Source organism: Collinsella sp. CLA-AA-H302 (assembly GCF_040093305.1).
Taxonomy (GTDB): domain Bacteria; phylum Actinomycetota; class Coriobacteriia; order Coriobacteriales; family Coriobacteriaceae; genus Collinsella.
In genome coordinates, this window is sequence record NZ_JBBNJW010000006.1 from 66,328 (window position 1) to 82,994 (window position 16,667).

Annotated in this window: 18 protein-coding genes; 17 read left to right on the forward strand and 1 reads right to left on the reverse strand. The window is 61.4% G+C overall.

Features of this window, described 5'->3' with window-relative positions; all coding sequences use genetic code 11:
* Positions 1-64 precede the first annotated feature (64 nt).
* The 6 genes from rplU (at position 65) to rsfS (ending at position 4,066) form a co-directional block, all read left to right on the forward strand.
* The gene (gene rplU / locus AAAV21_RS05765; protein WP_035138585.1) at positions 65-439 is read left to right on the forward strand and encodes a 50S ribosomal protein L21; all 375 of its coding nucleotides are present in this window, start codon (positions 65-67) and stop codon (positions 437-439) included.
* A 33-nt stretch (positions 440-472) separates the two neighbouring features.
* Positions 473-730: a 50S ribosomal protein L27 gene (rpmA, locus tag AAAV21_RS05770; protein ID WP_006236075.1), complete on the forward strand. Its 258-nt coding sequence runs from the start codon at positions 473-475 to the stop codon at positions 728-730.
* A gap of 84 nt (positions 731-814) precedes the next feature.
* A complete protein-coding gene (obgE, locus tag AAAV21_RS05775; protein ID WP_349102709.1) occupies positions 815-2,281 on the forward strand; it encodes a GTPase ObgE in 1,467 nt (488 codons plus the stop codon).
* A gap of 3 nt (positions 2,282-2,284) precedes the next feature.
* Complete coding sequence (nadD, locus tag AAAV21_RS05780; RefSeq protein ID WP_089573445.1) at positions 2,285-2,962, forward strand: nicotinate-nucleotide adenylyltransferase; 678 nt, start codon at positions 2,285-2,287, stop codon at positions 2,960-2,962.
* Between the two features lie 87 nt (positions 2,963-3,049).
* Positions 3,050-3,583, forward strand: a complete 534-nt coding sequence (gene yqeK / locus AAAV21_RS05785; protein ID WP_192934390.1) for a bis(5'-nucleosyl)-tetraphosphatase (symmetrical) YqeK — start codon at positions 3,050-3,052, stop codon at positions 3,581-3,583.
* A 27-nt stretch (positions 3,584-3,610) separates the two neighbouring features.
* On the forward strand, positions 3,611-4,066 hold the full coding sequence (gene rsfS / locus AAAV21_RS05790; RefSeq protein ID WP_117745948.1) for a ribosome silencing factor: 456 nt from the start codon (positions 3,611-3,613) through the stop codon (positions 4,064-4,066).
* Positions 4,067-4,162: 96 nt separating this feature from the next.
* Here rsfS and dinB read toward each other — a convergent pair whose 3' ends face one another.
* Positions 4,163-5,377: a DNA polymerase IV gene (dinB, locus tag AAAV21_RS05795; RefSeq protein ID WP_273376111.1), complete on the reverse strand. Its 1,215-nt coding sequence runs from the start codon at positions 5,375-5,377 to the stop codon at positions 4,163-4,165.
* Between the two features lie 240 nt (positions 5,378-5,617).
* Here dinB and rpsP point away from each other — a divergent pair, with 240 nt between their 5' ends.
* The 11 genes from rpsP to AAAV21_RS05850 all read left to right on the forward strand — a co-directional run bounded on the left by rpsP (position 5,618) and on the right by AAAV21_RS05850 (position 16,600).
* On the forward strand, positions 5,618-5,959 hold the full coding sequence (gene rpsP / locus AAAV21_RS05800; RefSeq protein ID WP_022094749.1) for a 30S ribosomal protein S16: 342 nt from the start codon (positions 5,618-5,620) through the stop codon (positions 5,957-5,959).
* A gap of 42 nt (positions 5,960-6,001) precedes the next feature.
* Complete coding sequence (locus AAAV21_RS05805; RefSeq protein WP_171021534.1) at positions 6,002-6,247, forward strand: KH domain-containing protein; 246 nt, start codon at positions 6,002-6,004, stop codon at positions 6,245-6,247.
* Positions 6,248-6,281: 34 nt separating this feature from the next.
* On the forward strand, positions 6,282-6,773 hold the full coding sequence (gene rimM, locus AAAV21_RS05810; protein WP_349108192.1) for a ribosome maturation factor RimM: 492 nt from the start codon (positions 6,282-6,284) through the stop codon (positions 6,771-6,773).
* A gap of 10 nt (positions 6,774-6,783) precedes the next feature.
* Entirely contained in the window at positions 6,784-7,542 is a 759-nt protein-coding gene (gene trmD / locus AAAV21_RS05815) for a tRNA (guanosine(37)-N1)-methyltransferase TrmD (protein ID WP_055250008.1), read from the forward strand.
* A gap of 2 nt (positions 7,543-7,544) precedes the next feature.
* On the forward strand, positions 7,545-8,108 hold the full coding sequence (gene lepB / locus AAAV21_RS05820) for a signal peptidase I (protein WP_055250011.1): 564 nt from the start codon (positions 7,545-7,547) through the stop codon (positions 8,106-8,108).
* A gap of 59 nt (positions 8,109-8,167) precedes the next feature.
* Positions 8,168-9,079: a glycine--tRNA ligase subunit alpha gene (locus AAAV21_RS05825; RefSeq protein ID WP_006236091.1), complete on the forward strand. Its 912-nt coding sequence runs from the start codon at positions 8,168-8,170 to the stop codon at positions 9,077-9,079.
* Between the two features lie 3 nt (positions 9,080-9,082).
* Positions 9,083-11,179 carry a glycine--tRNA ligase subunit beta gene (gene glyS, locus AAAV21_RS05830; RefSeq protein WP_349108101.1) on the forward strand — a complete coding sequence of 699 codons (2,097 nt, stop codon included), beginning with the start codon at positions 9,083-9,085 and terminating at the stop codon, positions 11,177-11,179.
* Positions 11,180-11,213: 34 nt separating this feature from the next.
* Entirely contained in the window at positions 11,214-12,089 is an 876-nt protein-coding gene (locus AAAV21_RS05835) for a pyruvate, water dikinase regulatory protein (protein ID WP_349108103.1), read from the forward strand.
* Between the two features lie 326 nt (positions 12,090-12,415).
* Positions 12,416-15,166: a pyruvate, phosphate dikinase gene (gene ppdK, locus AAAV21_RS05840; RefSeq protein WP_349108104.1), complete on the forward strand. Its 2,751-nt coding sequence runs from the start codon at positions 12,416-12,418 to the stop codon at positions 15,164-15,166.
* A 210-nt stretch (positions 15,167-15,376) separates the two neighbouring features.
* Positions 15,377-15,718, forward strand: coding sequence for a 50S ribosomal protein L19 (rplS, locus tag AAAV21_RS05845; RefSeq protein ID WP_006236098.1), 342 nt, complete (start codon positions 15,377-15,379; stop codon positions 15,716-15,718).
* A gap of 93 nt (positions 15,719-15,811) precedes the next feature.
* Positions 15,812-16,600 (forward strand): ribonuclease HII, encoded by a 789-nt coding sequence (locus tag AAAV21_RS05850; protein ID WP_349108105.1) that lies wholly within the window; start codon positions 15,812-15,814, stop codon positions 16,598-16,600.
* The last annotated feature ends 67 nt before the right edge of the window (positions 16,601-16,667 follow it).

Genomic DNA, 16,667 nt, shown 5'->3' on the forward strand with positions numbered 1-16,667 from the left:
GGGTATTTTCGCCTGCTACTATATTCGGCTGTTGCACTAACTGATGCATGAAGGGCAAGTAAACATGTACGCAATCGTTAACACGGGCGGCAAGCAGTACAAGGTCGCCACCGACGATGTCATCACCGTCGAGAAGATCGAGGGCAATGAGGGCGACAAGGTCACCCTGCCGGTCATCTTCCTCAACGATGGTAAGAAGATCGTCACCGATCCCGACAAGCTGGCCAAGGCCAAGGTTACCGCTCAGATCGTTGAGCAGTTCAAGGGCGAGAAGCAGCTGGTCTTCAAGTTCCACAAGCGTAAGCGCTATCGTCGTCTGAAGGGTCACCGTCAGCAGCTCACCAAGCTGAAGATCGTGAAGGTCCAGGCTACGTCCCGCGCCAAGAAGGCTGTCAAGGCAGAGGCCGAGGCTGTTGCCGAGGCTCCCGTCGCCGAGTAGATTACACTCGTAACGAAAGAGTAGGTATACACAATGGCACACAAAAAAGGACTCGGTTCCTCCCGTAATGGCCGTGACTCCCGCGGTCAGCGCCTTGGCACGAAGCGCTATGCCGGCCAGACGGTAACCACGGGCACGATTCTCGTCCGCCAGCACGGCACTCACATCCACCCGGGTGAGAACGTTGGCCGTGGCAAGGACGATACGCTGTTCGCGCTGGTCGACGGTACCGTTGAGTTCCACAAGGGTATCAAGCACAGGGTCAGCGTACGCCCGCTCGCGAACGCGTAATTCACCCTTCATAGAGCACATATGTGGGAGGCACTTGAGTTTTAGGATTCAAGGGTCTCCCTCTTTTTGTAGGAGGCGATTCTGTTGTCACAGTTCACCGATATCAGCCGCATTAACGTGTGCGGCGGCGACGGCGGAGCCGGATGCATGTCGTTTAGGCGCGAGGCATTTGTCCCCAAGGGCGGCCCCGATGGCGGCGACGGCGGTCGTGGCGGCAATGTTGTCATCCAGGCCGATGCTCAGCTGTCTTCGCTGATCGATTACCGCTTCAAGCATCACTTCCGCGCCGAGCGCGGCACGCACGGGCAGGGTGCCCGTCGTAACGGTAAGAGCGGCGAGGACCTGATTCTCAAGGTCCCTATGGGTACCGTGGTGCGCGAGCTCGATCCCGAGACGCAGACCCCGATGTTCGAGATTGCCGACCTGGTGCACGACGGCGAGCGCGTCGTCGTGGCGCCCGGCGGTGCCGGCGGTCTGGGCAACACACACTTTGTGACGTCGGTGCGTCGCGCTCCGGCCTTTGCCCAGCTCGGCGAGCCTGCCGAGGAACACTGGATCGAGCTCGAGATGAAGCTTATGGCCGATGCCGCGCTTGTGGGCTTTCCCTCGGTGGGTAAGTCATCGCTCATTGCGCGCATGAGTGCCGCCCGCCCCAAGATTGCTGACTACCCGTTTACCACGCTCGTGCCGAACCTCGGCATGGTGCGTGCCGGCGAATATTCTTACGTCGTTGCCGACGTCCCCGGTCTCATCGAGGGCGCGAGCGAGGGCAAGGGCCTGGGTCACCAGTTCCTGCGCCACATTGAGCGCACGGCGCTCATCATGCACGTCGTCGATATGACGGGTGGTTTTGAGGATCGCGATCCGGTCGAGGACTATCGCATCATCAACCGCGAGCTCGAGCAGTATGGCGCCGAGCTTTCGGAGCGTCCGCAGATCGTCGTTGCCAACAAGTGTGATGCGCCGGGCACGGCCGACAAGATTGCCGACCTTAAGCGTGCGGCGCTCGACGATGGCCATATGTTCTTTGCCGTGTCTGCTGTTACGGGCGCCGGCCTCAACACGCTGATGCTTGCCGTGGGCGAGCAGGTGGCTAAGCTTCGCGCCGAGCTGGCGGTCTCTGATGAGCCGGTCGATCTGCGCGACGAGGAGTGGGAGCGTCGCCGCCTGCAGCGCGAGAAGCGGTTCCGCATTGTCCAGGAAGAGCCCGGTGCCTTCCGCGTGGTCGGTCGTGCCATCGAGCGCATGGTCATCCAGACCGACTGGGAAAACGAAGAAGCCGTCATTTACCTGCAGCATAAGTTTGCGCGTATGGGTGTTGACGACGCGCTCGAGAAGGCCGGTTGCCGTGCGGGCGACGAGGTCCGCATTTGCCAGCGCGCTTTTGACTTTGAGGGCGCCGAGGACTTCTCGGAGTACGAAGAGCTCGAGGATGCTGGCGAGGACGTTGCCGTCGAGGTCATTGACGTGGCCGATGCTGCGGATGAGGGCGTCGAGGTTGTCGATGCGGCGGATGCCGAGGACGATGCCGAGACCTCGGAGGGCGAGTAAGCCATGTCGCTGCGCGGTGGAATCGGTCTGCCCGAGCTTCCTCTAGAGGACGGGCAGGAGTTTAGGCTCGGCATTATGGGTGGCACCTTTGATCCCATCCATTACGGGCACCTGGTGACCGCTGAGCAGGCGCGTGAGTCCCTCGACTTGGATGCCGTGCTCTTTATGCCGGCGGGCACGCCTGCCTTTAAGCTTGACAAGCCGGTGACGCCTGCCGAGGACCGTTATGCCATGACGGTCCTCGCCACCGCCGCGAACCCGGCCTTTTTGGCGAGCCGGTTCGAGATCGACCGCCCGGGCGTAACCTATACGGCTGATACGCTTCATGCCCTTCGCGACTTTTACCCGCCGCAGGTAAAGCTCTACTTTATTACGGGCGCCGATGCGATTATCGATATCGTGACCTGGCATGATGCCGAACGAATCGCTGAGCTTGCTACCTTTATTGCGGCGACACGACCGGGCTTTGATATCGATACAGCGCGTGCCCGAATCAAAGAGTCGGGGCTGCCGTTCGACGTGCGCTATATTCAGATTCCGGCGCTGGCGATCAGCTCGACGAACATTCGTAAGCGAGTTGCCCGCGGCATGAGCGTGCGCTATCTTACGAGCGAGTCCGTGCTCGGCTACATTCGCAAACGCAGGCTATATGCCGATTTGGGCCAAGAAGATTTTGAGTGATGGGGGTCTACGTTGTCGGTAGGGGATCAGTTCGAGGGCGATGAGCGCGCACTGCTCAAGCGCATTCAAGAGCTGCTCGATGTTCGCATGAAGGATAAGCGCAAGCGCTATGTGCATTCGCTGGGTGTTGCCGAGACCGCACTTCATCTGGCCGAGGTCTACGGCGTTGACCGCTTTGATGCCGCTGCTGCCGGTCTGATCCACGACTGGGACAAAGTGCTCTCCGACGACGAGCTGGTTACGCGCGCTCTGCATTACGGCATTAAGATTGCCGGCTCTCCTTCCGCCGCGACGCCGCTTTTGCATGGTCCTGTTGCCGCCTATGAGCTTCCGCAGCTTTTCCCCGAGTTGTCGCCGGCCGTTTTCCAGGCTGTCGACCGTCATACCGTGGGCGCTTGCGACATGACGCCGCTCGATATGGTGGTCTTTGTGGCCGATGCCATCGAGCCCAACCGCCACGGCGACTATGCGCATGCGCTGCGCAAGATGGTGGGGGAGTCGTCGCTCGACGAGTTGTTCTTCTCCTGTTTTGCGCAGGGTTTGGTCTATGTGATCCAGTCCGGGCGCTATCTTTATCCCACGGCTATTTCGATTTACAACCATTACGCCCAGCTGCGCTAGCTCGGGCTGTCTAGAAAGAGGTATTCCATGGCCGACGAGACCATGACCGACGAGCAGATTCTTGAACATGTGGAGCACAAGAGCTTCGCCGCCACGTCCGACCGCACTGCCGCCTCGCTGTCCGCGAGCGGTGTCGCCGCCGAGGATGTCGCCCGCGCCGCCGCACAGGCCGCCTACGACAAGAAGGGTGAGGACGTTCAGGTGCTCGACCTGACCGAGCTTTCCGACGTATGCGACTACTTTGTGCTTGCCACCGGTACCAACAACCGCCAGGTCGATTCTATCGTCGACGAGATCGAGGAGAAGGTCGCCGAGGCTTGCGGCGAGCACCCGTTCTCCATCGAGGGTCGCGAGCAGAAGACCTGGATGCTCATGGACTACGGTTCGGTTGTCGTCCACGTCTTCACTCCCGAAGCCCGCGACTTCTACCGCCTCGAGAAACTCTGGGGAGACGCTCCCCAGCTCCCCCTCAACCTCCTCTAGTAGCTCATTTGAGACGGGGTTTAGCTACCCTCACGCATATCGCCGGGCGGGTGCGGTTTTCCGCACCTGCCCGGCTTTCTTTTTGCCCAAAGGCGGTTAATCGTTGAAGCGGGATTGGCGGCCGAAGGATAGGGCGGTGTCGCCGAATTTGTCTCGGACGGCGTCGATGGCGACGGAGAGGTCGCGGCGGTCGCTGGATTGGGCTCCGCGATCATCGATCTCGCAGAACAGGTCGGTCTGGATGCCGCCTTGGTGGTCGAAGTCGCTCATGCCGATGCCCGCTAAGCGAACATGCATGCCTTCCTGCCAGATGTTGTCGAGCAGTTCGAGCGCAACCGCCACGAAGATGTTCTCATCGTCGGTCGGATGAAGCAGTCGGCGCTGTGCCGAGCGACCGCTTCCATACGAATACTTAAGCTTGAGCGTTACCGTGGCACCCGTCAGCCCCTGACGGCGCAGACGGCGTCCCACTGACTCTCCCAACAGCGCAATCGCCGCCTCAATATCCCTACGCTCAGTCAAATCTTTCGCAAAGGTGCGTTCATTGCTGACCGACTTGACCTCGCGCTCTTCGTCGAGACTCGTGACTTCAGAGATTTCGAGTCCCAGCGCACGCTGGCGCATGCGTTCGCCGTTGACGCCAAAAATAGAGGCCAGTGTGGACTCAGGCGCGCGCGAAAGCTCGCCGAGGGTGTAGATGCGCATGCGGCGCAGTCGCTCCTCGGCCGAGCGTCCGATGCCGCTCATGGCAGATGCCGGCAGCGCGGCCAAAAAGCGCTGCTCGGTTCCGGGGCGCACGATGGTCAGCCCAAACGGCTTATCCCGCTCGCTTGCGATCTTTGCGACCGTCTTGTTGCAGCCCACGCCAATGGAGCAGGTCACTCCCAGCCCTGCCACGCGGTCGCTTATACGCCGCGCAACCAGCAGCGGGTCTTCGGGCGCAAAGCGACCCGGTGTGATATCGATAAAGGCTTCGTCGATGGATACGCGCTCGACGCGCGGGGTCTCGTCGGCGAGAATCGCCATGACCTGCGCGCTCACCTCGCGGTAGCGATCAAAGTGCCCGTGTGTCCAAATGGCCTGAGGACACAGACGCCGTGCCTCGGCCGAGGGCATGGCGGAGTGCACGCCAAAGCGACGTGCCTCATATGAACACGTGGACACGACGCCACGCGAATCGGCGTCTCCGCCCACGATGAGCGGTTTTCCGCGCCATTCGGGATGGTCGAGCATTTCCACGCTCGCAAAAAACGCATCGAGGTCCATGAGGCCCACCGCCGGACCCGTCCAGGGAGGCGGCGTGACGCCCATGGCATCCTCATAACCGTATGTATGTTCGCGTCTTTCCATGTCATGAGTATACCGCGCAGCTCATGTGAGGTGCGTGTATGTGCTTGCAAATCCCGAATTCTTGTCTAAGATATGGATTTGCCCTCGACTACACCGAAGAAGTTGGTCTCACGGACTTCACCTGCCCGCGTCGATGGCGTATTATGTTCAACTGTTTGTTTGTAGTTGCAGCCTAAAGCTGCTTGGTTGGAGGAGTTTCCTTTGGCAGTCAAGATTCGCCTTGCTCGTCACGGCGCTAAGAAGCGTCCGTACTACCGTGTCGTCGTCGCCGATTCCCGCGCCCCGCGTGACGGTCGTATCATCGAGGAGGTTGGCCGCTACAACCCGATGACCGCCCCCAAGACCATCAACCTCGACCTCGAGAAGATCGCCGACTGGCAGTCCAAGGGCGCTCAGCTTACCGACGCCGTCGCCGCTCTGGTCAAGGCCGCCAACGAGGGCGAGAAGACCGAGACCGTCGTCAAGAAGTCCAAGAAGCAGCTCGCCAAAGAGGCCGAGGCCGCTAAGGCTGCCGCTGAGGCCGCTGAGGGCGCCGAGGAGTAAATCGTGCCTGAGGTTGACGCTGCACAGCTCGAGGGTGAGGCAATGCTCTCAGATCGCATCGCCGATCTCGTCGAATATCTCGTTGTTCAGATCGTCGACGACCCGGATTCCGTGAGCCTCGAGGTCATCGATGGCGACGACGCTTCTACGATTGAGGTTTCGGTTGCCGAGGATGACGTCGCTAAGGTCATCGGCCGTCGTGGCCGTACCATCAAGGCCATTCGCACGCTCGCCCGTGCACTGGCCGCTCGCCTCGACACTGCTGTCGAGGTAGAGGTTCTGGGCTAGGACCTTGAGGTCCCAGTACAAAAACATCGCCCGTGTGGTCAAGCCGCACGGAAGGAAGGGGGAGGTCCTCGCGCAGCCGCTGCGGGGGCTTCCTTCTGTATTAGAGCCGGGTATGCGCGTCGCCCTGACGCCGCCGGCGCTCAAGCGCGACCGCTTTTGCACGGTCGTGTCCGTCACCGATACGGGCGATGGCGATCTGGTCTTGTTTGAGGGCATTGACGACTTGACGGCCGCCGAGGGCATCACGGGATGCTATGTGTTGGCAAATCGTGACGATTTTGAGCTCGATTCACTCGACGCCGCCTATACCGACCTGATGGGTCGCGAGGTGGTCGACGAGCGCTTCGGTTCACTCGGCACGATCGTCGAGATCATGTCGACGCCCGCTAACGATGTTTGGGTTGTCGAGGGTGATCGGTACGGCGAGGTACTGATTCCCGTGATCGAGCAGGTTGTGCTCGATCTTCCCGACACAGGAACAATTTCCGTCCACGTTATGGACGGCCTGATCGATATGGACAAGTAGGGAGGACAACATGCTGATTGAGACCCTTTCGGTCTTTCCCGAGATGTTTGAGCCCGTCATGTCCACATCGATTTTGGGCCGCGCCCGCAAGGCCGGCCTTTTTGATTTTAAGGCGTATAACCTGCGCGACTGGACGCACGACCGCCATCGTACCGTCGATGACGAGCCGTACGGCGGCGGGCAGGGCATGCTCATGAAGGTCGAGCCTATTGCCGAGGCCATCGAGGCTATTAGCTCCGAGGGTCCTAAGCCCACCGTGGTGTTTTTTACCCCCTGTGGCGAGCCCTTTACACAGCATGTGGCCGAGCGCCTGCTCAAAAGCGAGCGCTTGCTGTTTGTGTGCAGCCGTTACGAGGGTGTCGACGAGCGTGCCTATGCGTATGCCGACGAGCGCCTGTCGATCGGCGATTACGTGCTCACGGGCGGCGAGCTTCCCGCTATGGTCGTTGCCGATGCTGTCGTACGCCTGATTCCCGGCGCCCTTGGTGACGAGATGAGCAACGTCGACGAGTCGTTCTCGACCGCCGAGGACGGAGGCCTGCTCGAGTATGCGCAGTACACTCGCCCTGCTGAATTCAACGGCGAGGGCGTGCCGCCGGTGCTCGTGAGCGGTGACCATGCCAAGGTTGACGCCTGGCGCCGTAAGAATGCCATCGAGCGCACCTGCCGCTGGCGTCCCGACCTGATCGAGACGGCACGGCTTACGCCCCAGGAGCGCGCATACGCGCAGGAGATTCTGGACGCTTCGTATTCGCAGAGCGAGGAGTGAGAATGGTTCCATCGCAGCATTCCGCGTTGAGGGGCGCTTTTGAGTGGGTCGCGGTCATCGCGATCGCGCTCGTGGCCACCTTCCTGATCCGCACCTTTGTGGTCGAGCCCTTTGTGGTACCCACCGGCTCCATGGAGGACACGATCGAGATTGGCGACCAGATCCTGGCACAAAAGGTGAGCCTCGAGCTCGGTCAGCCCGTCAAACAGGGTGATATCGTGGTGTTCCACAACCCCGATGCCACTTCCGAGCATGATGTTCTTGTCAAGCGTGTTATTGCCACGGCCGGCCAGACGGTCGACCTGCAGGACGGCAAGGTGGTCGTTGACGGCCAAGCGCTCGACGAGGACTATACGACGGGCATGAGCTGGCCGCTTTCGGTCCAAGCGCCTGGCGCCCAGGTGAGTTATCCCTACACCGTTCCCGACGGGTGCGTGTGGGTGATGGGCGACAACCGCGAAAACTCTGCCGACTCGCGCTACTTTGGTCCCGTCGATCGCTCTGATTTGATCGCTGTGGCGCTTGTGCGCTACTGGCCGCTCAACCGCATCGGCGCTATCGACTAAAAACCGCTATAGTACAGTACCTAACCGTGTAATCGTTTCGACGAGGGGATATTAGAGGCATGAACGCTTCATCGCTTTCCTTCCAAGACATCATCCTGCGCCTCCAGCAGTACTGGGGCGAGCAGGGCTGCGTCATTATGCAGCCCTATGACTCCGAGGTCGGTGCCGGTACCTTCCATACCGCGACCACGCTGCGCTCGCTCGGTCCCGCCGAATGGCGCACCTGCTATGCGCAGCCCTGCCGCCGTCCCGCCGACGGCCGCTACGGCGAGAACCCTAACCGCATGCAGCACTACTATCAGTTCCAGGTGCTCATTAAGCCCTCTCCGGTTAATGCTCAGGAGCTTTACCTGGGGTCTCTTGCCGCCATTGGCCTGGACCCCAACGACCATGACGTCCGCTTTGTCGAGGATGACTGGGAGAGCCCGACCCTGGGCGCCTGGGGCCTTGGCTGGGAGGTTTGGCTCAACGGCATGGAGGTCACGCAGTTTACGTACTTCCAGCAGGTGGGCGGCATCGAGGTCGACCCCGTGCCCGTCGAGATCACCTATGGCCTGGAGCGTATCGCCATGTATGCCCAGGGCGTCAACTCCGTTTACGACCTGGTGTGGAGCTACCTGCCCGACGGTACGCCCATGACCTATGGCGACGTGTTCCTCGAGAACGAGCGCGAGTTCAGTGCCTATAACTTTGAGGTCGCCAACGTCGAGATGATGCGTCAGAAGTTTGACGACTACGAGGCCGAGTGCCATTCCTGCCTGGAGCGCAAGCTGCCGTTGCCGGCGTACGACTGTGTCATGAAGTGCAGCCACGCCTTCAACCTGCTCGATGCCCGCGGCGCCCTGTCCGCGGTCGAGCGTGCCAACTACATCCTGCGCGTCCGCGCCGTCGCCAAGGCGTGCTGCGAGGCCTACATGGCCGAGGTCGCCGGAGTCAACGAGAATGCCGACCAGGAAGGCGAGGTGGCGTAAGCCATGGCAGACGCTAAGGATTTCCTGTTTGAGATCGGTACGGAGGAAATGCCCTCTGCACCGCTGAACAATGCCGTCAAGCAGCTTGGCACCATGATCGCCAAGGGTCTCGACGAGGCCGGTCTGGCCCACGGCGAGGTCCGCGTGATCTCGAGCCCGCGTCGCCTGGCTGCGCTCGTTGCCGACGTTGCCACCGCGACCGATGAGGTTCACGAGGTCAAGCGTGGCCCCGCGGCAAACATCGCCTTCGACGCTGACGGTAACGCCACCAAGGCCGCCCAGGGCTTCGCCCGCAAGTGCGGTGTGGCTGCCGAGGACCTGGTCCGTCGTGAGGATACCGACGGTCGCGAGTATGTCTTTGCCGAGAAGAACATTCCCTCCGCACCGGCAACCCCGATCCTGACGGCCCTGTGCGAGAAGACCATTGCCGGCCTGCAGTGGCCCAACTACCGCTCCCAGCGCTGGGGCCACGAGCATGCCACCTTCGTGCGCCCGGTCCGCTGGATTTGCTGCCTTCTGGGCGAGGATGTTGTGCCCGTGTCGTTTGCCGACGTGACGAGTGGCAACACCACGCGTGGCCATCGCGTGCTTGGCCCCGGTGACCATGTGGTCGCCAGCCCCGCTGTTTACGAGCAGGTGCTCGAGGATGCCGGCGTGCTTTCTGCCGAGCGCCGTCGCGAGGCGATTCTCGCCGGTATCGCCGAGGTCGAGGCCGCTCGCCCCGGCTGCCATGTCGATACGCCCAAGAAGGTCTTTGAGGAGGTCATTAACCTCTGCGAGTGGCCGACGGTGCTCGTCGGTACTTTCGACGAGGAGTTCCTCAAGGTCCCGCACGAGATTATCTGCGAGTCCATGCTTACCAACCAGCGCTACTTCCCGATCTATGACGGCGAGGGCAAGCTGACGCGTGAGTTCGTGGTCGTCTCCAACAGCAAGCCCGAGAACGCCGAGCGAGTGATCGACGGTAACGAGCGCGTCGTGCGCGCCCGTCTGGACGACGCTAAGTTCTTCTACGAGGAGGACCTGAAGATCTCCCTCGACGAGTTCCGTGAGCGTCTGGCCAAGGTTGCCTTCCAGGAGAAGCTAGGTAGCGTGCTCGCCAAGTCCGAGCGCATCGAGCAGCTCGCGCTCGCTATCGCCCGCGAGGCTCACCTGGGCGCCCATCTTGCCGCCGACGCTGCTCGCGCCGCACACCTGTGCAAGGCAGACCTGGTGTCCAACGCCGTCGTCCAGTTCACGAGCCAGCAGGGCGTGATGGGCGGTTATTACGCCGCCGCGATGGGGGAGAACGACGAGGTCGCCCATGCTATTCGCGATCACTATCGTCCTCGCTTTGCCGGTGACGAGCTGCCCGAGGGCACTGCTGGCTGCATCGTGGCCTGCGCCGACAAGCTCGATACCATCGCCGGTATCTTTGCCATCGGCGAGCCCCCGACCGGCTCCTCCGACCCCTACGCGCTGCGTCGTGCCGCTATCGGCATCATCAACATCCTGCGCGACCGCCTGCCGATCGACCCCACGTCGCTGATTGACTTTGCCCTTGAGCTCTATAGCGAGCAGGGCATTGAGTTCGACACCGCCGAGGTCGCCCAACAGGTTCGCGACTTCTTCCATGGCCGCCTTGTGAGCATGGCCCGCGACGAAAAGATCCCGGCCGATACCGTTGCCGCCGTCTCCGCGGTGCACATCATCGCCCCGTCCGTCTTCTTCGCCCGCTGCGCCGCGCTCGACGAGGCCCGCAAGAACGACGCTGAGACGTTCGATAACCTGGCGACCGCCTATGCCCGCGCCGCGCATATCTCCAAGCCCGAGCTGGGTGCGGAGTATGACCGCAGCCTGATGGGCGAGGTCGAGCTTGCGCTCGCCGACGCCTCCGAGGCTGCTCAGACCGCCGTCGATGCCGCCCTTGCTGCCGAGGACTACCCGGCCGCATTTGCCGCCCTCGCCGCCCTGCGCGCGCCCATCGACCGTTTCTTCGATGAGGTCATGGTCATGGACAAGGACGAGCAGCTTCGAGATAATCGCCTTAAGCTGCTCAACCGCTTCGAGGCCGTTTTCTCCGGCATTGCCAACATCGGTGAGCTTGCCCGCAAAAAGTAAGCCAGCCTGCGCATAAGCGCAAAAGGAGCCCCGCATGGATTGCTCGGTCACCGCTCGTCCCACCGTTATCGTTATCTCCGACTCGCTCGGCGATACCGCTTGTGAGGTGGTGCTTGCGGCGTCCGGGCAATTTGATGAAGGGGCTTTTCGCGTTTTGCGCCTGCCCAAGGTGACCTCCGTGGAGCAGGTCAAGTCATTTGTGGGGCCGCGCGTCGATGCCGACCATCGCGATGTCGCCGTGTTCCATACCATTGTCGATCCGGCGCTTCGCGCCCGCGTGCTCGATTACCTGGGTATGCTGCATATCCGTTCGGTCGACCTGATCGGCCCGACGCTTGCCGTGCTGTCGTCGCTCATCGGTGCGCCGCCCAAGTGCGTTGCGGGCGTGATTCACAAGACCGATGACCGCTATTTCCATCGTATCGAGGCCATGGAGTATTTCGTTGAGCACGATGACGGTCGTGGTTGCGACGATCTGTCGGGTGCCGATATCGTGCTGCTGGGTGTGTCGCGTACATCCAAGACGCCGCTTTCGATGTATTTAGCCTATCAGGGCTACAAGGTCGCCAATGTCCCACTGGCGCATGGCATGGAGCCGCCCAAGTCGATTTACGAGGTTGACCCGATGCACCTGTTCGGCCTGATTTCGACCGTCGACGTTATTTCTGAGATTCGCGATAGCCGCTTGTGCGATGACTACGCCCGTGCCGTTGCCGGCTCCTATGCCGAGCCTGAGAGCGTGCGCAGCGAGCTTGAGGAAGCTCGTGCCCTCATGAAGCGCTTAGGCTGCTTTGTTGTGCGTACCGACGGCAAAGCCATCGAGGAAAGCGCTGCCGAGATCATTGCTCACCTCGAAGAGATTCAAGAGGCAAGAGCCCGCCGTGCCGCCCGCCGCGCTCAACAAAAGTAGCTCACTTGGGACAAGGTTGTTTGGGTAGCTAATTTGGGACGGGGCTCTTTTAGCTAACCAAAGAGAATACTTGGAAATAATGCTGATAAATGGTAAAGCGATTTAGCAAATACATCGCATCCGACCTGCACTTTCCTTGTAGTGGTATCTTCATAAGGTAGCCACCTTTACCTACCGTTTACCGCCGGTTTTAGCACGTTTACCAAACCGCGCACCCTCTGCTCAAGCCTGTCCAAAACCCGCCGTATAGTTCCCTCACGGCCCGCATCCGGCGGGTCGATTCGTTACCACGGTCGTGCGCGTAAGCGCATGGAAGGGGAAGTATCGTGAGCGATTGCAAGAGGGTTTACCGTTTTGGAACCGACGCCCAGGGCACCTGTGTCACTGAGGGCGACAAGTCCATGAACTTCGTGCTTGGCGGCAAGGGCGCTAACCTTGCAGAGATGAGCCGTATCGGCCTGCCGGTTCCCGGTGGCTTTACCATTACCTGCCAGACTTGCGTCGAGTACTCCGGTGCCGGCAATGTGTGGCCCGAAGGCGCACTCGATGAGATCGTTGCCGCTGGGGCGGACCTCGAGGCCCGTTGCGGCAAGAAACTCGGCGATGCCTCCGATCCGCTGCTCGTGTCGGTTCGCTCGGGCGCTCCGTTCTCCATGCCCGGCATGATGGACACGGTCCTCAACCTGGGCCTCAACGACGATTCCGTCCAGGGCCTTATCGCGCAGACGCAAAACCCGCGCTTTGCCTGGGACAGCTACCGTCGCTTTATCCAGATGTTCTCCAACGTCGTCATGGGCGTCGACGCCGATCTATTCGAGAACGCCCTGACCCAGGCCCGCCTGGTCGCCGGCGTTCGTGTCGATTCCGAGCTTTCGGCCGAGGACCTGCAGGAGCTCGTCGAGACCTTTAAGGGCATCTTCTCCGAGAACGTCGAGGCGACCCTGTATCCCGAGCTCGAGGTCGCCGACGGTAAGCCCGTTTTCCCGCACGATCCGGAGCTCCAGCTGCGCCTTGCCATCCAGGCCGTCTTTGGCAGCTGGATGAACGAGCGCGCCTGCATCTACCGCAAGCAGCACGGCATTTCCGACGAGCTCGGCACCGCCGTCAACGTCCAGGCCATGGCCTTTGGCAACAAGGGCGAGACCTCTGCGACCGGCGTCGCCTTTACGCGCAACCCGGCCGACGGCACCAAGGAGTTCTATGGCGACTTTTTGGTGAATGCCCAGGGCGAGGACGTCGTCGCCGGCATCCGAAACACCGAGCCCATCGCCGACCTCAAGACCACCCCGGGCCTCGAGTCCGCAGGCGAGGAGCTCGAGCGCGTGTTCCTGACGCTCGAGGATCATTACCGCGATATGTGCGATATCGAGTTTACCATCGAGCAGGGCAAGCTCTGGATGCTCCAGACCCGCGTGGGCAAGCGCACCGCCACTGCCGCCCTGCGCATTGCTATCGAAATGGTCGAGGAGGGCCTCATCACCCGCGAGGAGGCCGTGAGCCGCATCGATCCCGCGCAGCTCGATCAGCTCCTGCACCCGCAGTTCGACGCCTCCAAGAAGTACGAGGCCCTGGCCAGCGGCCTTAACGCCAGCCCCGGTGCCGCCGTGGGTGAGGTCGTGTTCTCGAGTGACGACGCCGTCGCGCGTTCCGCCGAGGGTCACAAGGTCATTCTGGTTCGTTGGGAGACCAACCCCGACGACCTGAAGGGCATGGTCGCCGCCGAGGGCATCCTGACCAGCCACGGTGGCAAGACGAGCCATGCCGCCGTTATCGCCCGCGGCATGGGTACGCCCTGCGTTTGCGGCGTTGAGCGCTTCCACATTGACGCGGCAGAGAAGGTCGTGCGCATCGAGGGCAGCGACCGCGTGCTGCGCGAGGGCGATGTCATCTCCATCGACGGCACCCAGGGTATCGTCGTTGACGGCGCGGTCGACTTGGTCTCTGCAGAGCTCACCGGCGACTTGGACACCATCCTGTCCTGGGCCGACGAGATCCGTCTGGACGAGACCTGCGGCCACGCCAACCACGTGCGCGTCAACGCCGACAACCCCGAGGATGCTGCACTCGCGCTTGAGTTTGGCGCCGAAGCCATCGGCCTGTGCCGCACCGAGCATATGTTCCTGGGCGACCGCAAGAACATCATCCAGAGCTTTATCCTGTCCGATGACGAGGCCGTAAAGCAGCAGGCCCTGGCCAACCTGCTCAAGGTCCAGACCGAGGACTTCCTGGCGATGTTCAAGACCATGTCCGGTCGCGATGTGGTCGTTCGCCTGCTCGATCCGCCACTTCATGAGTTCCTGGATGATCCTCGCGAGCTCGAGGTCGCCATCACCAAGAAGGAAGCCGCTGGCGCCAGCGAGGAAGAGCTTGCCGCCCTGCGCACCCGCCTGCGTCGCATTGACAGCATGGTCGAGTCCAACCCCATGCTGGGCCTGCGTGGTGTGCGCCTGTCCGTCGTCTTTAGCGATCTGCCTCTCATGCAGGTTCGCGCCGTTGCCACGGCTGCTGCCCGCCTTATCAAGGAGGGCGTCGACTCACGCCCCGAGATCATGGTGCCGCTCGTTTCCATCACGGCAGAGCATGTCCAGACCCGCGAGGTCATTGAGCGTGTCATCGCCGAGGTTTCCTCCGAGGAAGGTGTCGAGCTCAACATTCCCGTGGGCACGATGCTCGAGCTGCCGCGCGCCTGCATGGTCGCCGACGAGATCGCCCAGCACGCAGATTTCTTCTGCTTTGGCACCAACGACCTCACCCAGACGACTTTTGGCTTCTCGCGCGATGATGCCGAGGCCAAGTTCATCCCGCTGTACCTGCACAAGAAGATCCTGAAGGACAACCCCTTCGAGACCATCGACACGGCGGTTCTCGAGCTCGTGCGCATGGCCGTCGAGAAGGGCCGCGCCATCAATCCCGACATGCACTTTGGCGTGTGCGGCGAACACGGCGGCGACCCCAAGTCCATCAAGGGCCTGTTTAACGTGGCCGACGTGGACTACGTGTCCTGCTCGCCCTATCGTGTGCCCCTCGCACGTCTGGCTGCCGCCCAGGCCAAGCTCGAGGCCAAGCGTTCCGCCTAGCCCCCTGCGCATCGACGCCTAGCGTAGCGCCCCTTCATACCGCCCGTCTCATTCGTGAGGCGGGCGGTTATCATGTGCGGGTTTTGTCTTTTTGTCTGCGTAAAAAATTGTTCTTGCAGCAGAAACCCGCGCGTGTATACTCGAATACGTTTGTTCAACTACGTGCCGGCCAAGGTGGTACGGCACCTCTAGAAGAGTAAGGAATTGCACATGGATTACATCCGCGCAATCGAGCGTCAGCAGATCCGCGAGGACATTCCTCAGGTTCGCGTCGCCGACAACGTCAAGGTTCACTACCGCATTAAGGAAGGCGACCGCGAGCGCATCCAGGTCTTCCAGGGTGACGTCATCCGCATGGCCGGCGCCGGTGCCCGCGAGACCTTCACCGTCCGCAAGATGTCCTTCGGTGTCGGTGTTGAGCGTACCTTCCCGCTTCACAGCCCCAAGATCGCCAAGCTCGAGGTCGTTCGTCATGGTCGCGTCCGTCGCGCCAAGCTGTACTACCTCCGCGACAAGGTGGGCAAGGCTGCTCGCATCCCCGAGAAGCGCTAAGAAGATCGCAGCGTCTGTCCACTCGTTTGGACACAAGGGTCACCTTCGGGTGGCCCTTCTTTTTATCTGATTTGCATGCAAGGAGGGCCTGGTATGGCCAATATGACGAGCTCGGTTTCGGCATCGCAGGTTGCCGGAGAGCTGGCGAGCGCAACGTTTGAGGAGATCCCCGCCCTCGTGGAGCATTATCGCGAGGACCCGCGCCAGCAGGTGATCAAGGCTTGCGAGCGTGCTCTTAAGCGCCATGCCAAGGAACTTGCCGAGCGCGAGCGCGTCAATGACATGTACGAGCTTATGCATGAGCTTGGCGGCAATGGGGTGGTCGTTGGTGTCGACGAGGTGGGTCGCGGATCGGTGGCCGGTCCTTTGACGGTATGCGCCGTCTGCCTTCCTATGGAGCCGCGCGTCTGGGGCATCAACGATTCCAAAAAGCTCACGCCGGCGCGCCGCGAGTTGCTCTCGGTGAAGATTTCCGAGGTGGCGACGGCAATCGGTTTTTGCCATATCGCGCCGAAGGATATCGATGAAATGGGCATGGCCCGTGCTATCCGTACCGCCGTTGCGGGCGCCGTGGCCGATACGGGACTTGAACCCGACTGCGTCCTCATGGATGGCAACCCCTTGGGCGCCGTTCCTAACGAGCGCGATGTGGTGAAGGGCGATGCCAAGATCGCCTGCATCGCCGCGGCGTCCATCATGGCAAAGGTCACGCGTGACGAGATGATGGTCGAGTACGACGCCGAGTACCCCGAGTACCATCTGGCCGAGTCGAAGGGCTATGCGAGCCCCGAGCATATCGAGGCCATTCGCAAACATGGACTTTGTCCGCTGCACCGCGTGAGCTTTTGCGGAAACTTTCTGCAGACTGAGCGCCTTTTCTAGGCCAATTGTGGAGATAGGGACCTTAAAAGTTCTATAAACCTGCTGGTAGCGGGCCGTATGCAACACC